This window comes from Kitasatospora sp. NPDC057223 (assembly GCF_042669755.1).
Lineage (GTDB): Bacteria > Actinomycetota > Actinomycetes > Streptomycetales > Streptomycetaceae > Kitasatospora.
In genome coordinates this window covers 1-23327 of the sequence record NZ_JBHUWW010000138.1, presented here as the reverse complement: position 1 = coordinate 23327, position 23327 = coordinate 1, and the positions used below count along the sequence as shown (strand labels likewise).

At 74.0% G+C, this 23327-nt stretch carries 22 protein-coding genes; 4 read left to right on the top strand and 18 right to left on the bottom strand.

Annotated features, from left to right (window positions below):
* Positions 1 to 56: 56 nt before the first annotated feature.
* The 3 genes from guaB to ACFUK0_RS33440 form a co-directional block, all read right to left on the bottom strand.
* A complete protein-coding gene (gene guaB / locus ACFUK0_RS33450; RefSeq protein WP_380256538.1) occupies positions 57 to 1559 on the bottom strand; it encodes an IMP dehydrogenase in 1503 nt (500 codons plus the stop codon).
* A gap of 354 nt (positions 1560 to 1913) precedes the next feature.
* Complete coding sequence (shbA, locus tag ACFUK0_RS33445) at positions 1914 to 2471, bottom strand: RNA polymerase sigma factor ShbA (RefSeq protein ID WP_380256542.1); 558 nt, start codon at positions 2469 to 2471, stop codon at positions 1914 to 1916.
* Between the two features lie 656 nt (positions 2472 to 3127).
* On the bottom strand, positions 3128 to 3739 hold the full coding sequence (locus tag ACFUK0_RS33440; protein ID WP_014136228.1) for a response regulator transcription factor: 612 nt from the start codon (positions 3737 to 3739) through the stop codon (positions 3128 to 3130).
* Between the two features lie 545 nt (positions 3740 to 4284).
* On the opposite strand from ACFUK0_RS33440, the gene ACFUK0_RS33435 reads away from it, so the two are divergent.
* Positions 4285 to 4611 carry a WhiB family transcriptional regulator gene (locus tag ACFUK0_RS33435; RefSeq protein WP_380256536.1) on the top strand — a complete coding sequence of 109 codons (327 nt, stop codon included), beginning with the start codon at positions 4285 to 4287 and terminating at the stop codon, positions 4609 to 4611.
* 171 nt (positions 4612 to 4782) lie between these two features.
* Here the strand turns inward: ACFUK0_RS33435 and ACFUK0_RS33430 are convergent, their stop codons facing one another.
* From ACFUK0_RS33430 to groES, 3 genes are all read right to left on the bottom strand, one after another.
* Positions 4783 to 5784, bottom strand: a complete 1002-nt coding sequence (locus tag ACFUK0_RS33430) for a LysR family transcriptional regulator (protein ID WP_380256534.1) — start codon at positions 5782 to 5784, stop codon at positions 4783 to 4785.
* Between the two features lie 183 nt (positions 5785 to 5967).
* Complete coding sequence (gene groL, locus ACFUK0_RS33425; protein ID WP_380256532.1) at positions 5968 to 7599, bottom strand: chaperonin GroEL; 1632 nt, start codon at positions 7597 to 7599, stop codon at positions 5968 to 5970.
* Positions 7600 to 7716: 117 nt separating this feature from the next.
* Positions 7717 to 8022, bottom strand: coding sequence for a co-chaperone GroES (gene groES, locus ACFUK0_RS33420; RefSeq protein WP_049654366.1), 306 nt, complete (start codon positions 8020 to 8022; stop codon positions 7717 to 7719).
* Positions 8023 to 8565: 543 nt separating this feature from the next.
* On the opposite strand from groES, the gene ACFUK0_RS33415 reads away from it, so the two are divergent.
* Complete coding sequence (locus ACFUK0_RS33415) at positions 8566 to 9774, top strand: methyltransferase domain-containing protein (protein ID WP_380256530.1); 1209 nt, start codon at positions 8566 to 8568, stop codon at positions 9772 to 9774.
* Here ACFUK0_RS33415 and ACFUK0_RS33410 read toward each other — a convergent pair.
* The 5 genes from ACFUK0_RS33410 to tsaB all read right to left on the bottom strand — a co-directional run bounded on the left by ACFUK0_RS33410 (position 9771) and on the right by tsaB (position 13351).
* Positions 9771 to 10685, bottom strand: a complete 915-nt coding sequence (locus tag ACFUK0_RS33410) for a polysaccharide deacetylase family protein (RefSeq protein WP_380256528.1) — start codon at positions 10683 to 10685, stop codon at positions 9771 to 9773. The two genes, ACFUK0_RS33415 and ACFUK0_RS33410, sit on opposite strands and share 4 nt — an antisense overlap.
* A gap of 102 nt (positions 10686 to 10787) precedes the next feature.
* Positions 10788 to 11048: a hypothetical protein gene (locus tag ACFUK0_RS33405; protein WP_380256526.1), complete on the bottom strand. Its 261-nt coding sequence runs from the start codon at positions 11046 to 11048 to the stop codon at positions 10788 to 10790.
* Positions 11045 to 12151, bottom strand: coding sequence for a tRNA (adenosine(37)-N6)-threonylcarbamoyltransferase complex transferase subunit TsaD (gene tsaD / locus ACFUK0_RS33400; protein WP_380256524.1), 1107 nt, complete (start codon positions 12149 to 12151; stop codon positions 11045 to 11047). The genes ACFUK0_RS33405 and tsaD overlap by 4 nt, the downstream gene beginning before the upstream one ends.
* The gene (gene rimI / locus ACFUK0_RS33395; RefSeq protein ID WP_380256540.1) at positions 12144 to 12644 is read right to left on the bottom strand and encodes a ribosomal protein S18-alanine N-acetyltransferase; all 501 of its coding nucleotides are present in this window, start codon (positions 12642 to 12644) and stop codon (positions 12144 to 12146) included. The genes tsaD and rimI overlap by 8 nt, the downstream gene beginning before the upstream one ends.
* A gap of 53 nt (positions 12645 to 12697) precedes the next feature.
* Positions 12698 to 13351, bottom strand: coding sequence for a tRNA (adenosine(37)-N6)-threonylcarbamoyltransferase complex dimerization subunit type 1 TsaB (gene tsaB, locus ACFUK0_RS33390; RefSeq protein ID WP_380256522.1), 654 nt, complete (start codon positions 13349 to 13351; stop codon positions 12698 to 12700).
* A 179-nt stretch (positions 13352 to 13530) separates the two neighbouring features.
* Here tsaB and ACFUK0_RS33385 point away from each other — a divergent pair, with 179 nt between their 5' ends.
* Positions 13531 to 14127, top strand: coding sequence for a hypothetical protein (locus ACFUK0_RS33385; protein ID WP_380256520.1), 597 nt, complete (start codon positions 13531 to 13533; stop codon positions 14125 to 14127).
* A gap of 32 nt (positions 14128 to 14159) precedes the next feature.
* On the opposite strand, the gene ACFUK0_RS33380 is transcribed toward ACFUK0_RS33385, so the two are convergent.
* The 7 genes from ACFUK0_RS33380 to glmS all read right to left on the bottom strand — a co-directional run bounded on the left by ACFUK0_RS33380 (position 14160) and on the right by glmS (position 22037).
* Positions 14160 to 14354 carry a hypothetical protein gene (locus tag ACFUK0_RS33380; RefSeq protein WP_380256518.1) on the bottom strand — a complete coding sequence of 65 codons (195 nt, stop codon included), beginning with the start codon at positions 14352 to 14354 and terminating at the stop codon, positions 14160 to 14162.
* Positions 14355 to 14454: 100 nt separating this feature from the next.
* Positions 14455 to 14982: a tRNA (adenosine(37)-N6)-threonylcarbamoyltransferase complex ATPase subunit type 1 TsaE gene (gene tsaE, locus ACFUK0_RS33375; RefSeq protein ID WP_380256516.1), complete on the bottom strand. Its 528-nt coding sequence runs from the start codon at positions 14980 to 14982 to the stop codon at positions 14455 to 14457.
* Between the two features lie 210 nt (positions 14983 to 15192).
* Positions 15193 to 16572 carry an alpha/beta fold hydrolase gene (locus tag ACFUK0_RS33370; protein ID WP_380256514.1) on the bottom strand — a complete coding sequence of 460 codons (1380 nt, stop codon included), beginning with the start codon at positions 16570 to 16572 and terminating at the stop codon, positions 15193 to 15195.
* A complete protein-coding gene (alr, locus tag ACFUK0_RS33365) occupies positions 16569 to 17795 on the bottom strand; it encodes an alanine racemase (RefSeq protein ID WP_380256512.1) in 1227 nt (408 codons plus the stop codon). Before alr ends, ACFUK0_RS33370 begins: the two co-directional genes overlap by 4 nt.
* Positions 17796 to 17869: 74 nt before the next feature.
* A complete protein-coding gene (locus ACFUK0_RS33360; protein WP_380256510.1) occupies positions 17870 to 19354 on the bottom strand; it encodes an NAD(P)H-hydrate dehydratase in 1485 nt (494 codons plus the stop codon).
* A gap of 33 nt (positions 19355 to 19387) precedes the next feature.
* Positions 19388 to 19756 (bottom strand): holo-ACP synthase, encoded by a 369-nt coding sequence (locus ACFUK0_RS33355; RefSeq protein ID WP_380256508.1) that lies wholly within the window; start codon positions 19754 to 19756, stop codon positions 19388 to 19390.
* A gap of 424 nt (positions 19757 to 20180) precedes the next feature.
* The gene (gene glmS, locus ACFUK0_RS33350; RefSeq protein WP_380256506.1) at positions 20181 to 22037 is read right to left on the bottom strand and encodes a glutamine--fructose-6-phosphate transaminase (isomerizing); all 1857 of its coding nucleotides are present in this window, start codon (positions 22035 to 22037) and stop codon (positions 20181 to 20183) included.
* 258 nt (positions 22038 to 22295) lie between these two features.
* Between glmS and coaA the strand changes: the two genes are divergently transcribed.
* On the top strand, positions 22296 to 23291 hold the full coding sequence (gene coaA, locus ACFUK0_RS33345; RefSeq protein ID WP_380256504.1) for a type I pantothenate kinase: 996 nt from the start codon (positions 22296 to 22298) through the stop codon (positions 23289 to 23291).
* Positions 23292 to 23327: the final 36 nt, after the last annotated feature.

Here is a 23327-nt window from a genome sequence, read left to right as displayed (position 1 = left end):
CCGCCACGGGGTGGTGGCGGGCCTCACGCGGGCCTGGCTACAGCGCCGGCGACGGGTCAGCGGCTGGTGTAGTTCGGTGCCTCGACGGTCATCTGGATGTCGTGCGGGTGGCTCTCCTTGAGGCCCGCCGAGGTGATCCGGACGAACCGGCCCTTGCTCTCCATCTCGGCGACGGTGGCGGCGCCCACGTAGCCCATGGTCTGGCGCAGTCCGCCGACCAGCTGGTGCAGCACGGCCGAGAGCGGGCCGCGGTACGGCACCTGGCCCTCGATGCCCTCGGGCACGAGCTTGTCGTCCGAGGAGACCTCGGCCTGGAAGTAGCGGTCCTTGGAGTACGAGCGGCCCTGGCCGCGCGACTGCATGGCGCCCAGCGAGCCCATGCCGCGGTAGGACTTGAACTGCTTGCCGTTGATGAAGAGCAGCTCGCCGGGCGACTCCTCGCAGCCGGCCAGCAGGCTGCCGAGCATCACCGTGTCGGCGCCGGCGGCGAGCGCCTTGCCGATGTCGCCGGAGTACTGCAGGCCGCCGTCGCCGATGACCGGCACGCCGGCCGCCTGACACGCCACCGCGGCCTCGTAGATCGCGGTGACCTGGGGGACGCCGATGCCGGCGACCACGCGGGTGGTGCAGATCGAACCGGGGCCGACGCCGACCTTGACGCCGTCCACGCCGGCGTCGATCAGCGCCTGGGCGCCGTCCCGGGTGGCGACGTTGCCGCCGACGACGTCGATGCCGACGGCGGCCTTGATCTTGGCGATCCAGGACAGCGCGTTGTGGCTGTGGCCGTGCGAGGTGTCGACGACCAGGAAGTCCACGCCGGCGCCGACCAGCGCCTGGGCGCGGTCGAAGGCCTCGGCGCTGGCGCCGACGGCGGCGCCGACCAGCAGGCGGCCCTCGGCGTCCTTGGCGGCGGTCGGGTACTTCTCGGCCTTGACGAAGTCCTTGACGGTGATGAGGCCCTTGATCCGGCCCTCGTCGTCGACCAGCGGCAGCTTCTCGATCTTGTGGCGGCGGAGCAGCCCGATCGCGTCCTCGCCGGAGATGCCGACCTTGCCGGTGATCAGCGGCATCGGCGTCATGATCTCGCGGACCTTGCGGCTGCGGTCCGACTCGAAGGCCATGTCGCGGTTGGTGACGATGCCGAGCAGCCGGCCGGTCTCGTCGGCGATCGGCACGCCGCTGATCCGGAACTTGGCACAGAGCGCGTCGGCCTCGCCGAGCGTGGTCTCCGGGCCGACCGTGATCGGGTCGGTGACCATGCCGGACTCGGAGCGCTTGACCAGGTCGACCTGGTTGACCTGGTCCTCGATCGACAGGTTGCGGTGCAGCACGCCGACGCCGCCCTGGCGGGCCATCGCGATCGCCATCCGCGACTCGGTGACCTTGTCCATCGCCGCGGACAGCAGCGGGATGTTCACCCGGACGTTGCGGGAGACCCGCGAGGAGGTGTCGACCTGGTTCGGCAGCACTTCGGACGCCCCGGGCAGCAGCAGGACGTCGTCGTACGTGAGTCCGAGCATCGCGAACTTCTCGGGTACGCCTGCGGCGTTGTAAGACATTTTCGGGGGTACCTTCCGTGGCCGGCCGAATCCAACTGTGTGCGCCCGGCTCAGGGCGGGGCGCACCTTGGTCACTCGCGCGGGAGGACGGACGGCCGCCGTGCGGCCCCGTCACACCCTCGCGCTCACCGGCAGGGCGCGGGCCACCGAGACGCTCGGTGCCTTGGAGGAACCTCCAGGGGAACCCCGTCCGCACCCACGAAACTCTGGCGGCCAGCCCAGGCGCCGATACCCCATCGTACTGGCACCGGGAATGCCGACTCGCGCCCCCTTGACAACACCGACGGCCCGTGGGTGATTCCGCGACCCGTGCGTGCCGGTACCACCCCGCCCCCGCGCGGGGGCGGCCCCGGATCAGGAGGACTCCTCCGCGAGGGCCCGCAGCCGGCTCAGCGCGCGGTGCTGCGCGACCCGGACGGCGCCCGGCGACATCCCGAGCACCTCTCCGGTCTCCTCCGCCGACAGCCCGGCGGCGACCCGCAGCAGCACCAGCTCCCGCTGCCGGGCCGGCAGGTTGGAGAGCAGCTCCTTGGCCCAGGCCGCGTCACTGCTGAGCAGCGCCCGCTCCTCGGGGCCGAGTGCGTCGTCGGGGAGCTCGGGCAGGTCGTCCGGCGGGATCACGGTCGAGCCGGGGCCGCGCATGGCGGCCCGCTGCAGGTCGGCGATCTTGTGTGCGGCGATGCCGTAGACGAACGCCTCGAACGGGCGGCCCTGGTCGCGGTAGCGCGGCAGCGCGCAGAGCACCGCGACACAGACCTCCTGGGCCACGTCGTCCACGTGGTGGCGCGCACCGCCGGGCAGCCGGACCAGCCGGCCGCGGCAGTAGCGCAGCGCCAGCGGGTGGACGTACGCCAGCAGGGTGTCGATGGCCGGGCCCTCGCCGCGGACGGCGGCGGCGACCAGGTCGGTCATCAGCGGGGATCCGGCGGTGCCGAGCACCGGCGCCCGGTCCGGGCCCACGCCGTCGGACGGCTCGTGATCCGGCAGGCCGTCGGGCAGTCCGTCCGGCGCCAGGTCGTCCGCCAGATCGGTCACGGCGGCGGCTTCGGCGGCTTCGGCAGGTTCGACGGCCGGTACGGAATCGGCCGGGCCGTCGGCGTGCGGCGACTCCTGACCCGGGCCGGAGAGCCCGGCCTCCTCTGGGTCCGCCCCGCCCATGGCGGAGGCAACGTCGTCGCGCATCGGTCCATGGTGCCTGGTCGGACCGGAAAACATGGCACCGCGTCCGGAGTTGTGCACCGGAACGTTATGCGCTGCCACCGTGCGTGGCGGCAGCCCGGCCCCCGGCAGCCCGCGCTCGGGGGCGGCCTGGGCCCCCGGGTCGGGCCCCGCGCCGTCGTGCACCGGACCGTCGTGCACAGTGCCGCCTCCCGCCCCGCCGCCGTCGGTCGTCCCGGCCGGCGCATCGTCCGCCGAGTGTCCTGCGGCTGCGTTGCCTGCCGCAGTTCCTGCCCGCTGGTCCCCGAGGTGCTCCACTCCTCCATGGTGCAACCTCGGGACCGTAACGTCACACGTCTGCGCGAGGGTAATCGCGAGGAGGGCGCTCCGGACGGCAGGTCTGCGGTCGGTCAGCGGACCAGGCCCCACCGGAATCCCAGGGCCACCGCGTGCGCGCGGTCCGAGGCGCCGAGCTTCTTGAACAGCCGCCGGGCGTGCGTCTTGACGGTGTCCTCGGAGAGGAACAGCTCGCGGCCGATCTCGGCGTTGCTGCGGCCGTGACTCATACCCTCCAGCACCTGGATCTCACGTGCCGTCAGCGTCGGTGCGGCGCCCATGTCGGGGCTGCGCAGCCGGCGCGGGGCGAGCCGCCAGGTCGGGTCGGCGAGGGCCTGGGTGACGGTGGCCCGCAGCTCGGCGCGCGAGGCGTCCTTGTGCAGGTAGCCACGGGCCCCGGCGGCCACCGCGAGGGCGACGCCGTCGAGGTCCTCCGCGACGGTGAGCATGATGATGCGGGCGCCCGGGTCGGCGGACAGCAGCCGCCTGACCGTCTCGACGCCACCGAGTCCGGGCATCCGGACGTCCATCAGGACGAGGTCGGAGCGGTCGGCCACCCAGCGGCGGAGGACCTCCTCACCGTTCGTCGCGGTGGTGACCCGGTCGACGCCGGGTACGGTCGCGACCGCGCGGCGAAGCGCCTCGCGGGCAAGCGGGGAATCGTCGCAAACGAGAACGGAAGTCATGACCGTCCTCCGCTGCTGATCCGCGTCACGTTGAGCCTCCTGGCTGGTACGAATCTCTCCGACACGGCCGATTGACGACAGACCTCGTGCTGATCGCCGGGTTCTCCCCCGCGATCGTTCCCGACGTCCGGCGCCCGCTAACCGCCTCCGCACATCCAACGACCGTCACTCGAATGAGTTACGGCCTTCAGGGCCATCTCCACCACTGTACGTGGCCGACCCGTTACGGATCAGCCGCATCGCGGGGCGCGCGCCGCACTTTTCTGCAGCTCGTGCGCGGTCGGCGCGCGACGCGCACGCCGGTAGGGAGCTGTACGCCCGCACCGGCCACTCGTTTGCCACGCATCGTCCACCCAAACCATGTGCCCGCTTTGCCCGTTTTTATAGCTTTTCTGTGGTCATTGACTGTTGTGCCACTCTGTGGGTGACTTGTCCATGAGGTTGCCTTAAGTCATATTTCCAGGTGTCCACACCAGCGCATCGAAGCCTCGCCGAGCAGTGACCGGGCCGGCGCGGAGCCGACGAGCCCTTGAAGGGAATGAGCCATGGCAGATTTTTCCCGCCTCCCCGGCCCGAACGCGGATCTCTGGGACTGGCAGCTCTCCGCCGCATGCCGGGGCGTGGACAGTTCGCTCTTCTTCCACCCGGAGGGCGAGCGGGGAGCTGCGCGCAGCTCACGCGAGGCCAGTGCCAAGGAGGTCTGCATGCGCTGCCCGGTACGGACCGAGTGCGCGGCGCACGCCCTGGCGGTGCGTGAGCCGTACGGTGTCTGGGGCGGCCTTACCGAGGACGAGCGCGAGGAGCTGATGGGGCGCTCGCGCAACCGGCTGGCCGAGGTCCCGCTGACCCTTCCGTCGGGCGTACGGCGCTAGACCGGGCCCCGCTTCCACCGTGAAGAAACGTTTCTTCACGGCTTCCCTGGCGCCCGCAGGCCGACGGAAACCACCCGGTCGGCCCACCCGGCGGCGTGGCGCGCGCGGGTGCGGACGGGCACCGGCGTGAGGGACAGCGTGAGGGACAGGCAGTCAGGCCAGGACGGGCGGTCAGCGAGCGGCCGCCGCCCATGCGAGGCGGTCCAGCATCAGCGACACGGCCGGCACCTCGGCCAGGTCGGCCAGGGTCAGCGCGACCACCTGCCGCCTCGCGGGCTCACCCGACGCCGCCCGCAGCGGGACGGCCGACACGCCGTCCTGGCGCACCGAGTCCAGCGCCAGCCCCGGCAGCACCGCCACCCCGAGCCCGGCGGCGACCAGGCCGACCACCGCGGGGTAGTCGTCCGTCGCGAAGTCGATCCGCGGCTCGAAGCCCGCACCCGCGCAGAGTTCCACCAGATGGCCCCGGCACTGCGGGCAGCCGGCGATCCACTGCTCCTGCGACAGGTCGGCCAGCTCCACCGGCGCGCCGTCGGCGCGCCGCGCCAGCGGGTGCCCGGCGGGCAGCACCCCGACCAGCGGGTCGTCCAGCAGCGGCCGGACCACCAGGTCCGACCAGTCCCCCGCCGCCGCCGCGGCGGCGGCCTCCAGCGTCGCCTCGGCCCGGGCCTCGCGCGGGGTGCTGTGCGGGGAGGGCAGGACCAGGCCCCCCTGCGAGTCGGGGTAGCGGAAGGCCAGCGCGACCTCGCACTCGCCGCCGCGCAGCATCGCCAGCGACTCGGTGGGCTCCGCCTCCACCAGCGACACCCGGACCCCGGGGTGGCTGTCGCGCAGCTGGGCGACGGCGGCCGGCACCAGGGTGGAGCTCGCGGTCGGGAAGGACACCAGCCGCACCCGCCCGGCGCGCAGCCCGGCGATCGCGGCGACCTCCTCCTCGGCGGCGGAGAGGCCGGCCAGGATGCCGGTGGCGTGCTTGAGCAGCACCTGGCCCGCCTCGCTGAGCTGCATGCCGCGCCCGGCCCGGACCACCAGCGGGGTGTCCACCGACTTCTCCAGGGCCTTCATCTGCTGGCTGACGGCCGGCTGGGTGCAGCCCAGCTCGCGGGCGGCGGCGGAGAAGGAGCCGGTCCGGGCGACGGCTCGCAGGACACGGAGATGGCGGGCCTCGATCATGGCTCAGTTATAAGCCATTCTTTGCGGCGAACAAAATTAATCTGATATTTGGTTGAACCTTGGAACAGCCCCGGACGGCCGAACGCCGCAGGCCCGGCCCGCACCACGAGGGTACGGGCCGGGCCTGCGGAGAGTCTCACTGCTTCACTGCTTCAACGCTTCACTGCATCACCGCGGACGGTGTCAGTGCGAGTGGCCGTGGCCGCCGTGCGAGTGACCGGAGCCGTTCTCCTCCTCGGCCGGCTTCTCCACCACGAGGGTCTCGGTGGTGAGCAGCAGCGAGGCGATCGAGGCGGCGTTCTCCAGCGCGGAGCGGGTGACCTTGACCGGGTCGATGACGCCGGCCTTCACCAGGTCGCCGTACTCGCCGGTGGCCGCGTTGTAGCCGTGACCGGCCTCCAGCTCGGCGACCTTCGAGGTGATGACGTAGCCCTCGAGGCCGGCGTTCTGGGCGATCCAGCGCAGCGGCTCGGCGAGCGCCTTGCGGACGACCGCGACACCGGTCGCCTCGTCGCCGGTCAGGCCCAGGCCGCCGTCGAGCACCTTCTGAGCGTGCACGAGAGAGGCGCCACCACCGGCGACGATGCCCTCCTCGACCGCGGCACGGGTCGCCGAGATGGCGTCCTCCAGGCGGTGCTTGCGCTCCTTGAGCTCCACCTCGGTGGCGGCGCCGACCTTGATGACGCAGACGCCGCCGGCCAGCTTGGCCAGGCGCTCCTGCAGCTTCTCGCGGTCCCAGTCCGAGTCGGTGTTGGCGATCTCGGCCTTGATCTGGTTGACGCGGCCCGCGACGGCGTCCGACTCGCCGGCACCGTCGACGACCGTGGTGTCGTCCTTGGTGATGGTGACGCGACGGGCGCTGCCCAGCACGTCCAGACCGGCCTGGTCGAGCTTGAGGCCGACCTCCTCGGAGATGACGGTGGCACCGGTCAGGGTGGCCAGGTCGCCGAGGATGGCCTTGCGGCGGTCACCGAAGCCCGGGGCCTTGACGGCCACCGCGTTGAAGGTGCCACGGATCTTGTTCACCACGAGGGTGGACAGCGCCTCGCCGTCGACGTCCTCGGCGATGATCAGCAGCGGCTTGGTGGCGCCGCCCTGCAGGATCTTCTCCAGCAGCGGGAGCAGCTCCTGGATGGAGGAGATCTTGCCCTGGTTGATCAGGATGTACGGGTCCTCGAGGATCGCCTCCTGACGCTCGGCGTCGGTGACGAAGTACGGCGAGAGGTAGCCCTTGTCGAACTGCATGCCCTCGGTGAAGTCCAGCTCCACGCCGAAGGTGTTCGACTCCTCGACGGTGATGACACCGTCCTTGCCGACCTTGTCGATCGCCTCGGCGATCAGCTCGCCGACCTGGGAGTCCTGCGCCGAGAGACCGGCGACGGCGGCGATGTCGTCCTTGCCGTCGACCTCACGGGCGATCGAGAGCAGGTGCTCGGAGACCGCGGCGACGGCCTTGTCGATGCCCTTCTTCAGGGCGGCCGGGCCGGCGCCCGCGGCGACGTTGCGCAGACCCTCGTTGACCAGGGCCTGGGCGAGCACGGTCGCGGTGGTGGTGCCGTCACCCGCGACGTCGTTCGTCTTGGTGGCGACCTCCTTGACGAGCTGCGCGCCAAGGTTCTCGTACGGGTCGTCCAGCTCGACCTCACGGGCGATGGTGACACCGTCGTTGGTGATGGTCGGGGCGCCGAACTTCTTGTCGATGACGACGTTGCGGCCCTTGGGGCCGATGGTCACCTTGACGGTGTCGGCCAGCTTGTTCACACCGCGCTCCAGCGAGCGGCGGGCGTCCTCGTCGAACTGCAGAATCTTCGGCATGTTCCCGTTTCCCTCAGGGTTACTGAATACGTGAGCCAACAGCCGCGCCCCGGGCCCCTGTCGTTGAAGACACGGATCCGGGGCGGGCGGATACGGACCCGCAGGGCCCGTGAGGTCTTACTTCTCGATGACCGCGAGAACGTCGCGGGCCGAGAGGACGAGGTACTCCTCGCCCTTGTACTTCACCTCGGTGCCGCCGTACTTCGAGTACAGGACGATGTCGCCCACGGCGAGGTCGAGCGGAAGACGCTGACCGTCCTCGAAGCGACCCGGGCCGACGGCCAGGACGACGCCCTCCTGGGGCTTCTCCTTGGCGGTGTCCGGGATAACCAGGCCGGAGGCCGTGGTGGTCTCGGCGTCGAGCGGCTGGACCACAATGCGGTCCTCGAGCGGCTTGATGGCAACCTTGCTGCTGGTGGTCACGTCCGAGCTCCCCTTCGGAGATTACGGGGTTGTCTTACAGGTCTTTGTGGTGACTGCGTGCCTGCCGTCGCGGGGGTCAGACACGCTGCACCGGTTAGCACTCACCCGGTGGGGAGTGCTAACGACGACCATAGGCCGCGGTTAGCACTCAGTCAACCAGAGTGCCAACGACGTGCCGGAGCATTCCGCAGAACCGCACGCGCGTACGGGCCGGGCGGGTGCAGACTGCCGGCCTGCCCACCGGAGCCGGCGAACCGCCCGGAGCACTGCCCGGCCTGGCGAGCACGGTCCTGCTGCTCGTCCTGGAGGTCACGACCGCCTTCCTCGTCCTGCTCGGGCAGGCCTCGCCCGCCCCGGGCGGCGGGAGCCGGATCATGACGGCCGCCGCGTCGGCGGTCCTCCCGCTGATCACGGTCCTCTCCGCCCGAGGAGCCGCCGCGGCCGACCGGCGCGCCCGCCCCCTGTGTCCCCCGCGGCGACAGCGCCCACACTTGTCCCGGAGGCTGAACCCGGAGCCGGCCGGCGAGGCGGGACAATGGCCCGGTGGAGACCGAGAACCTGCAGGCCCTGCTGACCCCCGAGGGGCAGTCACTGCTCGCCGAACTGCGCGAGTACTCGCCCGGGGACGAGCTGGCGCTGGCCACCCGGCTGCGCCGCGACCACCCCGCCGGGCTGGTCTCCGCCGCCCTCGCGCAGGCCCGGCTGCGCCAGCGGGCGCAGGCCAAGTTCGGCGAGGACGCCGCGCTGATGTACTTCACGCCGAACGGGGTCGAGCAGTCCACCCGGCGCAGCGTCGCCGAGTGGCGGGCCCGGCGGTTCGCGGCGCTGGGCGTACGGCGGCTGGCCGACCTGTGCTGCGGGATCGGCGGCGACGCGATCGCGCTGGCCCGGGCGGGGATCGCCGTCCTCGCCGTCGACCGCGACCCGGCGGCCTGCGCGGCCGCCGCGGCGAACGCCGCGGCGCTCGGCGTGGCGGAGCTGGTGGAGGTGCGCTGCGCGGACGTCGCGGACGTCGACGTGACGGGCTACGACGCGGTGTTCACCGACCCGGGCCGGCGGACCTCCAAGGGCAGGGTGTTCGACCCCGAGGCGTACTCCCCGCCGCTGTCCTGGGCCGTCGGGGCCGCGCGCCGGACGCCGGTCGGGGCGCTGAAGATCGCGCCGGGCATCCCGCACGAGCTGGTCCCCGAGGACGCCGAGGCGGAGTGGGTGTCCGACCACGGCGACGTGAAGGAGGCCGTGCTCTGGTTCGGCACCGGGGCGGACCACCGCCACCGGGCGACCCTGCTGCCGCTCGGCGCCACCCTGACCGGGGGCGACCTGCCGGACCCGGCCGCCGGGCCGGTCGGGCGCTACCTGTACGAGCCGGACGGCGCGGTGATCCGCGCCCACCTGGTCGCCGAGGTCGCCCGGGAGGTCGGCGGCCGGCTGATCGACCCGATGATCGCGTACGTGACGGCGGACCACCTGGTGCCCACCGCGCACGCCCACGCGTACGAGCTCACCGACGTGCTGCCGTTCAACGTGAAGCGGCTGAAGGCGCTGCTGCGCGAGCGCGGCGCCGGCACCGTGGTGATCAAGAAGCGCGGCCTCGCGATGACCCCGGAGGAACTGCGGCGCAAGCTGAAGCCCGAGGGGCCCAACTCCGCGACCGTCATCCTGTCGCGGGTCGGCGACGGGCACCTGATGATGATCGGCCGGCCGGTGACGGCCCCGGCCGGAGGCCCGGACCAGGCGCAGGCGCAGACCTAGGCCGGTGGCTGGATGTAGTCCTCCAGCCGGGCCACCGCGAAGCCCTGCTCCTGGATCCGGCTGAGCAGCTCGCCGAACATCTGGGTCATCGTCTCGCCCTTGAGGTCCTTCGGGCCGCGGAAGTGCGCGAGGACGATGTCGCCGGGCCGCAGCTTCTTGTCGGCCGCCTGGTACTGCATGTCGTGGATCTGCATCGACTCGCGCCAGAGCACGATCGCGCGCGGCCCGCACTGCTGCACCGCCGTGTTGAGCGCCGCGGTGTTCGCCCCGTCGCCGTACGGGGGGCGGAAGAGCAGCGGCGCCGTGCCGTACTGCTGGGTGAGCGCGGCCTGCGCGTTGCAGACCTCGGCCTTCTGCACGTCGGCCGGCTTGGTGCTCATCGCCGGGTGGTCGACGGTGTGGTTGTGGATGTGGTTGCCGAGGGCCTGCAACGGCTTGAAGTAGCCGTAGTCGTCCTTGACGATGTCGCGGGTCAGGAACATCGAGACCGGCACCCTGAGGTCGGTCAGCATCTCGACGAACTTCGGGTCCTTCTCGGCCCCGTCGTCGATCGTGACGAAGACGACCCTGTCGGTGGTCCTGATGTCGCTGAGGACGGGGACGGCGCCGGTGGCGGTCAGCTTCACCGGCTTGTCGGCGGGCGCGGCCGGCGCGGCGGGCAGCGGCTTCAGGTTCCACTTCGCCCAGGCGGCCGGGGCGCCCGCGGCGCTCCCCGCGGCCGTCGGCACCGCGGTCACCGGCGCCGGGGCGGGCGCCGGTGTGCCGGCCCCGGACGGGACGACCGGTTGCGGCGTGCCGCTCCTCGCCGCCGGGGCGCGGCCGGTACCGCCCCCGCAGCCGCTGAGGAGTGCCGCGAACGCCAGTGCCCCCACCGCGTACATGCCCGCCCTGCCCAAGCCGTCCGTCGTCACCGCGCCGTGCTCCCCGAAATCGTCCAGCAGACTCCCAGGAGCACGCTACCGGCACGGCCCGCGACGCCGGGTGACCGGCCGGGCGCGCCGGGCCCGGGCCGGCTACTCGACGTGCTCGCTGGTGAACGCCCAGCGGTGCACCGGGCGGCCGAGCAGCGCGGCGGGCGGGTCCGTGACCGGCAGCGGCTCGCCGTCCCACCAGGTGATCAGCAGCACCCGGTCGCCGGGCGCGCCGAGCAGCTCCGTGCGGACGAGGCCGGCCGAGCCGCGCAGCGCGGGCAGCACGGCGGAGCGCACCCAGGCGAGGAGTTCGGCGCCGCGGCCGTCGGCCGCCCGGGCCTCCCACATCGCGGCGCGGGTCACCGGCCGCCGCCGAGCGCCCGGAGCGCCTCGCCGTGCACGTCCGTGTGCTCAGGTGCCGCGGTGGCCGGGACGTGGGTCTCGGTGACCGGCAGCGAGGAGTCGGCGGACAGGTCGGCCGAGGAGGGCGAACGGCCCCGCCAGACCATCTCGGCGCCGAGCGCGGCGACCATCGCACCGTTGTCGGTGCACAGGCCAGGGCGCGGCACCCGCAGCCGGATCCCGGCCTTGTCGCAGCGCTGCTGGGCCATCTCGCGCAGCCGCGAGTTGGCGGCCACGCCGCCGCCGATCATCAGGTGGTCGACGCCGTTGTCGCGGCAGGCCCGGACCGCCTTGCGGGTCAGCACGTCGGTGACCGCCTCCTGGAAGGACGCGGCGACGTCCGCGACCGGCACCTCCTCGCCGGCCCGCCGCTTCGCCTCGACCCAGCGGGCGACGGCGGTCTTCAGGCCGGAGAACGAGAAGTCGTAGGCCGGGTCCTTCGCGCCGCTCAGCCCGCGCGGGAAGGCGATCGCCCTCGGGTCGCCCTCGCGGGCCATCCGGTCGACCACCGGGCCGCCGGGGAAGCCGAGGCCGAGCACCCGGGCGACCTTGTCGAAGGCCTCGCCGGCCGCGTCGTCGATGGTCGCGCCGAGCGGGCGGACGTCACTGGTGATGTCCTCGCTGAGCAGCAGCGAGGAGTGCCCGCCGGAGACCAGCAGGGCCATCGTGGGCGAGGGCAGCCGGCCGTGCTCCAGCTGGTCCACGCAGATGTGCGAGGCGAGGTGGTTGACGCCGTACAGCGGCTTGTCGAGCGCCCAGGCGTACGCCTTCGCGGCGGAGACGCCGACCAGCAGCGCGCCGGCCAGGCCCGGGCCGGCGGTGACGGCGATCCCGTCCAGGTCGGAGGCCTTGACGCCGGCCGTCTCCAGCGCCCGCCGGATGGTCGGGACCATCGCCTCCAGGTGCGCGCGGCTGGCGATCTCGGGCACCACGCCGCCGAAGCGGGCGTGGTCGTTGACGCTGGAGGCCACCGCGTCGGCAAGCAGGGTGGTGCCGCGCACGATGCCCACGCCGGTCTCGTCGCAGGAGGTCTCGATGCCGAGGACGAGCGGTTCGTCAGCCATGACGGGGATCCTTGTTCACGTCGGTCTTCACATCTGTCGTGGGGTGGTCGAGCGCGGGGTGGTCGAGGCGCATCACGAGGGCGTCGACATTGGCGGGCTGGTAGTAGCCGCGCCGGATGCCCACCGGCTCGAAACCGAAGCGCTCGTACAGCCGCTGGGCCCGCGGGTTGTCGACCCGGACCTCCAGCAGCAGTTCGGCGCAGCCGCGCCGGGCGGCCTCGCCGATCAGGTCGGCGAGCAGCGCGGCGCCCAGGCCGGCGCCCTGCAGCCGGTCGTCGACCGCGATGGTCTGCACGTCGCCCTCGCCGGCCACCGCCATCAGGCCCGCGTAGCCGGCCACGGCCCCGTCGGGGGTGACGGCGACGGTGTAGTGGCGGGTGCCGCCGGGGTGCGTCTCGGCGAGTTCGGACCAGTACATCCCGGTGGACCAGGCGTCCTCGGGGAAGAGCCGAAGCTCCAGCTCCATCACCGGGGCGATGTCCCACCAGCGCATGGGGCGCAGCGTGACGCCGTTCGGGCCGGCGGCGCCGCCGTTCGGGCCGGGGCTCACGCCGGGAGCACCGCCTTGTAGCCGGCGGGCACCTGGGCGTCCGGGCGCCGCAGGTACAGCGGGATGTTGGGCAGCAGCTCGCGCCCGGCGGCCAGCTCGGCGGCGGCGTACCCGGCGAGCGCGCCGGCCGAGACGTGCTCGGGGCCGTGGGCGTCGGGGAAGGCGCCGGGGTAGAGCAGCGCGCCGGCGCCGACCGACTGCGGGCCGGGCGCCAGGTCGGCGGGGCGGTCCACCGCAGGGCCCTCGGTGCGGGCGCCGTCGGCGTCGTAGGAGGCCCAGTAGACCTCCTTGCGGCGCGCGTCGGTGGCGACGGTGAACGGGCCGGCCAGGCCTTCGGCGCGGGCCTGGTGGGCGATCGCGTCGAGGGTGCAGACGCCGTGCACGGGCAGGCCGAGGGCGTCGCCCAGCGCGGCGGCGGTGACCAGGCCGACCCGCAGGCCGGTGTACGGGCCGGGCCCGACGCCGACGGCGATGCCGGTCAGCCGGTGCTTGTCGACACCGGCCTCCCGCAGCACCCGGTCGATGGCGGGGAGGAGCAGTTCGCCGTGGCGTCTGGCATCGAGCTGGTAGGCCTCGGCCAGGACGGTCGTGCCGTCGTGGACGGCGGCGGTGACGGCGGGGGTGGCGGTGTCGAACGCGAGCAGCAGCACGGGTCCAGGTTAGACCGCCCGGTGGACGGGGAACGGCGTCGCCCGGGTGCCGGGCGGCCACGCCCCGGCGGATCGACTTTCCGTGCCGTTGCGGAACACACGTGCGGATCGGTGCGGCCGGGCCCGGCGGACCTGGCACGATTGGGGCCGACGGTTTCCGGACGGCGGTGGGAGCACACGTGGCGAAGTTGGGTCCTGGAGTGGTGGTCACCGGGCTGACCCTGGGGGCCCTGGCGGTCGTGAGCCTGCTGGCCTTCCAGGCCAACGGCGCCCAGGACCGCGCGGGCGGACCGAAGCCCGGGGTGAGCGCCACCTCGGCCGGCCCCTCGCCGTCCGCCTCCGGCACGGCCGCCGCCGCCGCGCCAAGTGCCTCGGCCACGCCGACCATGCCCGCCCTGCCCACCACCTCGGGCACCGGCCTGCGGGTGGTCTACTCGGTGGGCACGCACCACGTCTGGCTGGTCGACCCGAAGAAGACCCCGCAGGTCCAGGCGGCCTTCGCGGTCACACCGGGCTCGGTGGATCCGACGGTGGGCAGCTACACGGTCTACAACCGGCGGCCGACCACCACGGGCACCGACGGCAAGCAGATCGAGCACGTGGTGCTGTTCACCCAGCAGAACGGGATCGTGTTCGGCTTCAGCGCGGCCCAGGACGGCGCCACGCCGACCGCCGACCCGGCGGCCAAGACCGGCGGCATCCGCCAGAGCCGGCAGGACGGCCAGTTGCTCTGGGACTTCGCGCCGAACGGGACGAAGGTCGTGGTCATCGCCTGACCGGGGCGCCCGGACGGGCCGCCGGCCACGGCTCAGGCGGCCGTACGGTGCTCCCTCGGCCCGGGCTGCCCGGGCGGGGTGGACACGGCCTCGGCGGCCGCACAGGCGGCCAGCAGTCTCCGCATCGCCGGCCCGGTGACGGAAGCGGAGCCGGGTACGGGACGGGCTGCTGCTTCGCCGGCCCCGTCACGCGGTGCGCGCTCCGGGGCGGGGGTGGTGCTCGACATGGCGCCTCCCTAGTTAGGCAGACCTAACCGAAGCACCATCCCACCATGCCCGGCGCCCCGGCCGCAACACCGTACCGACAGTCTGTCGGAAAAACCGGCCTCACCCTCCGGCGAGCGCGGCCAGGGCGGCGCCGTCCCAGCGGGCCCCGAGCCCGGTCAGCACCACCCGCCTCGGGTCGGAGCCGTCCTCGGCCTCGGCCGGCGCCCCGGCAGCGGGCACCGCGCCGCCGAGCGTGCGCTCGATCCGGACTTCGAGCCGGTCCTCGGAGAGCTGCTCGACCTTGCCCTCGCCCCACTCGACGACCACCACCGAGTCCGGCAGCGAGACGTCCAGGTCGAGGTCCTCCATCTCGTCGAGGCCGCCGCCCAGCCGGTACGCGTCCACGTGCACCAGGGCCGGTCCGCCGACCAGCGACGGGTGCACCCGGGCGATCACGAAGGTCGGGGAGGTGACGGCCCCCCGCACCCCGAGCCCCTCCCCCAGGCCCCGGGTCAGCGTCGTCTTGCCCGCCCCCAGCTCGCCGGAGAGCAGCACCAGGTCGCCGGGGCGCAGCAGCGCGGCCAGTTCCCGGCCGAGCCGGCCCATCCGCTCGGGAGTGGGAACGGTGAGAGTGGCGTGCGAGCCCATGCGTGTGTCGTGCCCTTCGATCCGTACGGCGCCGCCGGTCGGCCGCCACCGCTACGGTGCCACATCCGGCGCGGGCCGCGCTCTGCCCCCTCGGCGAGGGGCCGGACGCCGCCATCGGCCCGCGTGCGGACCTCCGCATCACCGACCAGGGCGAAGGCCGCCGTCGTCAGCCCCGGGCCCACGGCCGCACCGGGCGCGGCCACCGGCGTCTCAGAGCGGCTGTGGTCCGGCGAGCTCCCGGACGGCCTGCGGCAGCGCGGCCGCGCCCCGGTACTCGGCGGCCCGCTGCAGGAGCCCGGCGAGGTGCCGGTCGACCAGGTCGGGGCACTCCAGCATGACCAGGTGCCCGGCGTTCTCGACCAGGACGAGTTCGGCGTCCGGCAGGGCCCGGGCGATCGCCTCGCTGTGGCCGGGCGGGGTGAGCAGGTCCTTGGTGCCGGCCAGCACGAGGGTCGGGACGCCCCGGAGGGCGGCGAGTGCGGCCAGCTTGTCGTGCGCGCTGAAGGCCGGGTAGAACTCGGCGACCACGTCGATCGGGGTGGCGTCGAGCAGCTGTTCCGCGAAGCGGACCACACCCGGGTCGACGTCCTTGCCGCCGAAGGAGAACCGGCGGTAGAGGACGGCGGCGAAGTCCGCGCCGAACCGCCGGGTCGCCTCGACCAGTCCGACCTGCCGGCCGAGCAGCTTGACCACACCGGGTGCGACCCGCCGGAACAGTTTGGCGCCGACGGCCGGCAGGCCGAGGCTGACGCTGTCCCAGTCGCCCGCCAGGGTGCCGATCAGCGCGACCCCGGCGACCCGGTCGCGGAACAGCTCCGGGTGCTGCTCGGCGAGCGCCATCACCGTCATGCCGCCCATCGAGTGGCCGACCAGCACGATCGGGCCCTCGGGCACGACGGCGTCCAGGACGGCCTTGAGATCCCCGCCGAGGCCGTCGATGCTGGTCGGCTCGCCGGCCAGGTGGGAGCGGGAGCGTTCGGAGCGGCCGTGGCTGCGCTGGTCCCAGAGGACCAGCCGCAGGCTGTCGCGCAGCGCGACCCGCTGGAAGTGCCAGGCGTCCTGGTTGAGGCAGTAGCCGTGGCAGAACACCACGGTCAGCGGGGCGGCGCCGCTGGTCGTCGGGCTGCCGAAGCTCCTGCGGCTGCCCGCCCGCGCCAGCACGCCGGAGCCTGCCAGCACCCCGGGCAGCCCGGCCCGGTCGACGCCCTGGCCGTCGCCGGCACCGGTCGGGCCGCTCTCGCCGCGCCGCCGGGCGAACCAGGCCCGGCGCGGGCCCCTGCCGTCGTCCTCGGGGTACGGCTGGGCGGGGCCGGGCCAGCCGGGGCCGTCCAGCTCGACGTACAGCTCGGTGCCGTCGGGGGCCGCGACGGTGCGCGGGCGCCCGCGCACCGAGCCGTAGGGGGCGGTGGCGTCCAGGGCCTCGCGGGCCCGGCGGCGCATCGCCCGGCCGACGGTGAGCCGCTCCACCGCGACCCCGGCGGCGGCGCCGGCGGCGACCACGCCGACCGAGATGCCGATCAGGCCGGCCCGGCTGACGCCGGCCGAGGCGCTCGCGATGGCCGCGATCGGGTTGCCGTCGTCCTCGCTCATGCCCCGGGGCCGCCCGCCGGGAAGCCGCCGGCCGGGGTCGCCCCGACGTAGCGCCGGGGCACCCGGGTACCGACCCGGGTGACGATCTCGTACGAGATGGTGCCGCAGGCCAGCGCCCAGTCCTCGGCCGTCGGCTCGCCGTGCTCGCCGCTGCCGAACAGCAGGACGTCCTCGCCGACCGCCGGGGTGTCCCCGCCGAGGTCGACCACGAACTGGTCCATCGCGACCCGGCCGGCCACCGTGCGCCACTTGCCGCCGATCTGCACCGGCCCGGTGTTGCTGGCGTGCCGGGGGATGCCGTCCGCGTAGCCGAGCGGGACGAGGCCCAGCGTGGTGGGGCCCGCGGTGGTGTAGTGGTGGCCGTAGCTGACACCGTGTCCGCCGGGGACTTCCTTGACCAGGGCCAGCCGGGCCGTCAGCGACATCACCGGGCGCAGCCCGAAGTCGCCCGGGGCGCCGACCTCGGGGACGGGCGAGAGCCCGTACATCGCGAGGCCGGGGCGGACCAGGTCGTAGTGCGACTGCGGGAGCAGCAGGGTGGCCGGCGAGTTCGCCAGGTGGCGGACCTCGGGCCGCACCCCCATGCCCTCCGCGTACGCCAGCGCGGCGGCGAAGCCGTCCAGCTGGAGCTGGATGGACGGGTGGCCGGGCTCGTCCGCCGCCGCGAAGTGCGACCAGAGGCCGGCCACGGTCAGCAGGCCCTCGGCCTCGGCCCGCAGCGCGGCGGCGACCAGGTCGGGCCAGTCCCGCGGCTGGCAGCCGCCCCGCCCGAGGCCGGTGTCGGCCTTCAGGTGCACCCGGGCCGGCACGCCGCTCTCGCGGACGGCGGCCAGCAGTTCGTCGAGCGCCCACTGCCCGCTGACGGAGATGTCGATGCCGGCCCGCAGCGCCTGCGCCCACGGGCCGCCCGGGGTCCACAGCCAGCACAGGATGCGGGCGCGGTCCGGGCCGATGCCGGCGGCGCGCAGCGCGAGCGCCTCCTCCGGGGTCGCCGCGCCGAGCCAGCTCGCGCCCGCCTCCAGCGCGGCCAGGGCGCACGGCAGCGCGCCGTGGCCGTAGGCGTCCGCCTTGACCACGGCCATCACCGCGGGGCCGCCGGTGCGCTCGCGCAGGGCGGCCAGGTTGGCGCGCAGGGCGGCCAGATCGATGGTCGCCTCAGCCCGGTGGTGTCGGCCGGGGGCGTCGGTGAAGGTGGCCCGCCCGGTCGTCTTCGCAGTTGTCATCGGGGTCAGTCTCCCAGACCGCCCCGGGTGCCTGCCGAACGACCCGGCGTCGCCGCGCCCCGGGCGGCGGCCCGTCATCGGCCCGGAGCGGCCGGGTGGACGCTCCGCCAGACCGCCGGCAACGCCCGGGCCACGTCCGTCGCCGCCACCGGGGCGCCGCTGCCGGCGGCCCGGCGCCCGGCCAGGCCGTGCAGGCAGGCCGCGACGGAGGCGGCGTCCAGCGGGCCCAGGCCGGCCGCCAGCAGCGAACCGGCCAACCCCGCCAGGACGTCCCCGCTGCCGGCCGTGGCCAGCCACGAGGTGCCGGTCGGATTGACCCGGGCCGCGCCGGTGGGCTCGGCGACGACCGTGGTCGAGCCCTTCAGCAGCACCGTCGCCCGGTAGCCGGCCGCCAGCCGGCGCGCGGTGCGCAGCCGGGCCGCCGCCAGACCGCCGGCGTCCGGGGGCGGTCCGCCGTCCGCGCCGGCGAGCAGCCGGGCGGCCTCGCCGGTGTGCGGGGTGAGCAGGGTCGGGGCGGTGCGCCCGGCCAGCGCGGCCGGGCCCAGCCTGGCCAGCTCGGTGAGGCCGTCCGCGTCGACCAGGACGGGGACGTCGGCCGCCAGCGCCTCCCGCAGCGCCTGCTCGGCGCCCTCGCCCCCGCCCGGCCCGACCACCCAGGCCTGCACCCGCCCGGCACCGGCCGGCCCGCCCTCGGTGACCAGCACCTCGGGGAACCGCCGGACGACCTCCTCCGCCGCCGACCCCACGTACCGCACCGCGCCCGCGCCCCCGCGCAGCGCCCCCGCGACCGCGAGCACGGCCGCCCCCGGGTACTTCGCCGAGCCGGCCGCGATCCCGACCACGCCCCGCCGGTACTTGTCGCTCTCCGCCCCGGGCCGGGGCAGCAGGGCCGCCACGTCCTCGTGCTGGAGGGCCGTCAGGGCCGCGTCCGGCAGGTCGAGGCCGATCCCGACCAGCTGCACCGCCCCGGCGTACGAGGCGCCCGGGTCGACCAGCAGTCCCGGCTTGTAGCTGCCGAAGACCACCGTGACGTCCGCCCGGAGGGCCGCGCCCGGCACCTCGCCGGTGTCGGCGTCCACACCGCTCGGCACGTCCACCGCGACGACCAGGCCGGGGCGCGGCCCGGCGGCGTACGGCTGCGCGGCGGGCCGCAGGCCGCCCCGGCCGCCGATGCCGACGATCCCGTCCAGGGCGAGGTCGGCGGCGGCGAAGGCGGCCAGGCCGTCCTGCTGCCCGGTCAGCACCCGGCCCCGGGCGGCCAGCAGCGCGGCCAGGCCGGCCGCGTGCGCCTTCTCCGGGGCGAGCAGCACGGCGGTGACGGCGGCGCCGCGCCGGGCCAGCAGCGCACCGGCGTACAGGGCGTCACCGCCGTTGTCGCCGCTGCCCGCGAGCACCACCACCCGGCTGCCGTAGACCCGGCCGCGGCGGTCCGCCAGCAGCCGGGCGCAGGTCGCGGCGAGGCCGGCGGCGGCCCGTTGCATCAGGGTGCCGTCGGGCAGCCGGGCCATCAGCGCGGCCTCGGCGGTCCGGATCTGCTCGACGGTGTGGGCGTGGCGCATTCCTCGGCCTCCTGGAGGGTCTCGGCGAGGGTCTCAGCCTTCGGCGATCACTACCGCCGACGCTACGCCCGCATCGTGGCTGAGCGACACGTGCCACGAGCTGACGCCGAGTTCGGCGGCGCGGGCCGCGACCGTCCCGGTCACCCGCAGCACCGGCCGGCCGGACGCCTCGGTGTGCACCTCGGCGTCGTGCCAGGCCAGCCCGGCGGGCGCGCCGAGGGCCTTGGCCAGCGCCTCCTTCGCGGCGAACCGCGCGGCCAGCGAGGCCGTTCCGCGCCGCGCCCCGGACGGCAGCGTCAGCTCGGCCCCGGTGAACAGCCGCTCGGCCATCCCGGGCGTGCGCTCCAGCGCCTCCCCGAACCGCTCGATCCCGGCCACGTCGATCCCGACCCCGATGATCACGCTCAACACTCCTCCGCCACGGTCCCTCGCTGCCCGGGACCTTACGGCACACCTTCGGGTGAGAGCCGCTTCGAAGCCCTCCGGCGCCGGCCCGCAGCCCCACGGTGTTGCGCGGCACGACCGGTACGTCCCGGAGGTCACGTCCACCGGCCCCGCCAAGGACCTCGGTCCGGAGCGCCTCGGCCACGCCGCCGCCGGCGTCCCCTGCCACCTGCTGGTCGACCGCGGCGACGGCCACGTCACGCTCTGCACGGACCCGGAGGACGGGGACTGCACCGCCCGCACCCGGGTCGCCTTCGGCAAGCCGCTCGACCTGCCGGCGCCGTTCTCGTTCGCGCTGGACACGGCACCACTTCGGCAGGGCACCACTTCGGCAGGGCGCCCCTGCGGCAGGGCACAGCGACCGCAGGGGCACCCGTCCGGCCTATTCGACCGTGACCGACTTCGCCAGGTTGCGCGGCTGGTCCACCTCGTGGCCCTTGGCGGTGGCCAGCTCGCAGGCGAAGACCTGCAGCGGCACCGTCGACACCAGCGGCTGGAGCAGCACCGGCGTGACCGGGATGCGGATCAGGTGGTCGGCGTACGGGACGACCGCCTCGTCGCCCTCCTCGGCGATCACGATGGTCCGCGCGCCGCGGGCCCGGATCTCCTGGATGTTGGAGACGATCTTGTCGTGCAGGATCGAACGCCCACGCGGCGAGGGGACGACCACCACGACGGGCAGGCCCTCCTCGATCAGCGCGATCGGCCCGTGCTTGAGCTCGCCCGCCGCGAAGCCCTCGGCGTGCATGTACGCCAGCTCCTTGAGCTTGAGCGCACCCTCCAGGGCGACCGGGAAGCCCACGTGCCGGCCGAGGAACAGCACCGACTTGGCGTCCGCGAGCGAGCGGGCCAGCTCGCGGACCGGCTCCATGGTCTCCAGGACCTGCTCGATGGCCTTCGGCGCCTGGCCGAGCTCCTTGATGACGGCGAAGATCTCGTCGCCCCACTTGGTGCCGCGGACCTGGCCGAGGTACAGCGCGACCAGGTAGCAGGCGACCAGCTGGGTCAGGAACGCCTTGGTGGAGGCGACCGCGACCTCGGGGCCGGCGTGGGTGTAGAGCACCGCGTCGGACTCGCGCGGGATGGTCGAGCCGTTGGTGTTGCAGATCGCCAGCACCTTGGCGCCCTGCTCGCGGGCGTGCCGCAGCGCCATCAGGGTGTCCATCGTCTCGCCGGACTGCGAGATGGCGATGACCAGCGTCCGCTCGTCCAGGATCGGGTCCCGGTAGCGGAACTCGGAGGCCACCTCGACCTCGCAGGCGATCCTGGTCCAGTGCTCGATCGCGTACTTCGCGATCATGCCGGCGTGGAACGCGGTGCCGCAGGCCACGATGACGACCTTGTCGACGGCGCGCAGGTCCGCGTCGGCGATCCGCAGCTCGTCGAGGGTGAGCCGGCCGTCGGTGCCGATCCGGCCGAGGAGGGTGTCGGCGACGGCCTTCGGCTGCTCGGCGATCTCCTTGAGCATGAAGTAGTCGTAGCCGCCCTTCTCGGCGGCCGAGGCGTCCCAGTCGACGTGGTACTCGCGCACCTCGGCGGGGGTGCCGTCGAAGTTGGTGACCGTCACGCCCTCGGGGCGCAGCTCGACCACCTGGTCCTGGCCCAGCTCGATCGCCTCGCGGGTGAACGCGATGAACGCCGCGACGTCGGAGGCGAGGAAGTTCTCGCCCACGCCGCGCCCGACCACCAGCGGCGAGTTGCGGCGCGCGCCGACGACCACGTCCGGGGCGTCGGAGTGCACGGCGACGAGGGTGAACGCGCCGTCGAGGCGGCCGCAGACCACCCGCATGGCCTCGGCGAGGTCACCGTCGTAGGCCTCGCCCAGCAGGTGGGCGACGACCTCGGTGTCGGTCTCCGAGCGCAGCGTGTGACCGCGCTCGGCGAGCTCCGCCCGCAGCTGGGCGAAGTTCTCGATGATGCCGTTGTGGACGACCGCGACCTTGGCCGCGTCGTCCAGGTGGGGGTGGGCGTTGGCGTCCGTCGGACCGCCGTGGGTGGCCCACCTGGTGTGGCCGATTCCGGTGGTGCCGCCGGGGAGAGGCACCTCGGCGAGCGACTTCTGAAGGTTGGCGAGCTTGCCGGCCCGCTTGTCGGTGGCGAGGCTCCACTGCCCGTCGGAGCCAAGGGTCTGGACGGCCACACCGGCGGAGTCGTACCCCCGGTACTCCAGCCGTTGCAGACCTGCGATTACTACGTCAAGAGCGGGCTGAGCGCCCACATATCCAACAATTCCGCACATGCGTGCCAGCATAAGGCGACCGGCAGACGGGGGGCGGGCGAAGGAGCGACGTTCGGGCCGAGTCCGGGCGGTGCCGACGACGGAGTGGCAGCGGAGCTGCGGCGACTGAGGAGAAACCGTCCGGGCGACAGCCCGGACGCCGCGACGCCGCCCCCCGTCTGCCGGCCGCCTCCGGGCCGCTTCAGCCGACGCTCAGCGGCTTGCGCACACTCAGCGTGACAGACACCACAGCAGCCCGTACGGCCCGTACGGCCCACAATGGAGCATGTGCTGACCGAACTCTGTACGCGGGGCGCCGCCACGCCCGGCCCCTCACCGTCGCCGTACGTCGACCTGAGCCGGGCCGAGTGGAGCGCGCTGCGCGAGCGTACGCCCCTCCCGCTGACGGCCGAGGAGGTGGAACGGCTCCGCGGCCTCGGTACCGCCCTCGACCTGGACGAGGTCCGGGACGTCTACCTGCCGCTGTCCCGCCTCCTGAACCTCTACATCCACGCCACCCACGAGCTGCGCGGGGCGGTGGGCAGCTTCCTGGACACCGGGGACACCGAACGCACCCGCACCCCGTTCGTGATCGGCGTGGCCGGCTCCGTGGCGGTGGGCAAGTCCACCACCGCCCGGCTGCTGCAGGCGCTGCTGGCCCGCTGGCCCGAGCACCCGCGGGTCGAGCTGGTCACCACGGACGGCTTCCTGCTGCCCAACGCGGAGCTGCGGCGGCGCGGCCTGATGGCCCGCAAGGGGTTCCCCGAGTCGTACGACCGCCGGGCGCTGATGCGCTTCGTCGCGGACGTGAAGGCGGGCAAGGACCGGGTGAGCGCCCCGGTGTACTCGCACCTGGTCTACGACATCGTGCCGGACCGCCACCTCACCGTGGAGCGCCCGGACATCCTGATCGTGGAGGGCCTGAACGTCCTCCAGCCGGCCCTGCCGGGCACCGACGGCCGCACCCGGCTCGCCGTCGCCGACTACTTCGACTTCTCGATCTACGTCGACGCCCGGACGGACGACATCGAGAACTGGTACCTGTCCCGCTTCAAGAAGCTGCGCGACACGGCCTTCCAGGACCCGAACTCCTACTTCCGCCGCTTCACCGAGGTGCCGGAGGCGGAGGCGATGGACTACGGCCGCCAGGTCTGGCGCACCATCAACAAGCCCAACCTGCTGGAGAACGTCCTGCCCACCCGCGGCCGGGCGACCCTGATCCTGCAGAAGGGCGCCGACCACAAGGTCCGCCGCGCGCTGCTGCGCAAGCTCTGAACAACCGTCGGCGCCCCCTCCGGAGCAATCCGGAGG

Coding starts and splice junctions, on each gene's coding strand:
- guaB (WP_380256538.1), bottom strand. CDS start 1,559: ATGTCTTACAACGCCGCAGGCGTACCCGAGAAGTTCGCGATGCTCGGA.
- shbA (WP_380256542.1), bottom strand. CDS start 2,471: ATGACCGACCTGGTCGCCGCCGCCGTCCGCGGCGAGGGCCCGGCCATC.
- ACFUK0_RS33440 (WP_014136228.1), bottom strand. CDS start 3,739: ATGACTTCCGTTCTCGTTTGCGACGATTCCCCGCTTGCCCGCGAGGCG.
- ACFUK0_RS33435 (WP_380256536.1), top strand. CDS start 4,285: ATGGCAGATTTTTCCCGCCTCCCCGGCCCGAACGCGGATCTCTGGGAC.
- ACFUK0_RS33430 (WP_380256534.1), bottom strand. CDS start 5,784: ATGATCGAGGCCCGCCATCTCCGTGTCCTGCGAGCCGTCGCCCGGACC.
- groL (WP_380256532.1), bottom strand. CDS start 7,599: ATGCCGAAGATTCTGCAGTTCGACGAGGACGCCCGCCGCTCGCTGGAG.
- tsaD (WP_380256524.1), bottom strand. CDS start 12,151: ATGGCTGACGAACCGCTCGTCCTCGGCATCGAGACCTCCTGCGACGAG.
- rimI (WP_380256540.1), bottom strand. CDS start 12,644: ATGCGCTGGTGGGACATCGCCCCGGTGATGGAGCTGGAGCTTCGGCTC.
- ACFUK0_RS33380 (WP_380256518.1), bottom strand. CDS start 14,354: ATGTCGAGCACCACCCCCGCCCCGGAGCGCGCACCGCGTGACGGGGCC.
- tsaE (WP_380256516.1), bottom strand. CDS start 14,982: ATGGGCTCGCACGCCACTCTCACCGTTCCCACTCCCGAGCGGATGGGC.
- ACFUK0_RS33370 (WP_380256514.1), bottom strand. CDS start 16,572: ATGAGCGAGGACGACGGCAACCCGATCGCGGCCATCGCGAGCGCCTCG.
- alr (WP_380256512.1), bottom strand. CDS start 17,795: ATGACAACTGCGAAGACGACCGGGCGGGCCACCTTCACCGACGCCCCC.
- ACFUK0_RS33360 (WP_380256510.1), bottom strand. CDS start 19,354: ATGCGCCACGCCCACACCGTCGAGCAGATCCGGACCGCCGAGGCCGCG.
- glmS (WP_380256506.1), bottom strand. CDS start 22,037: ATGTGCGGAATTGTTGGATATGTGGGCGCTCAGCCCGCTCTTGACGTA.
- coaA (WP_380256504.1), top strand. CDS start 22,296: ATGGAGCATGTGCTGACCGAACTCTGTACGCGGGGCGCCGCCACGCCC.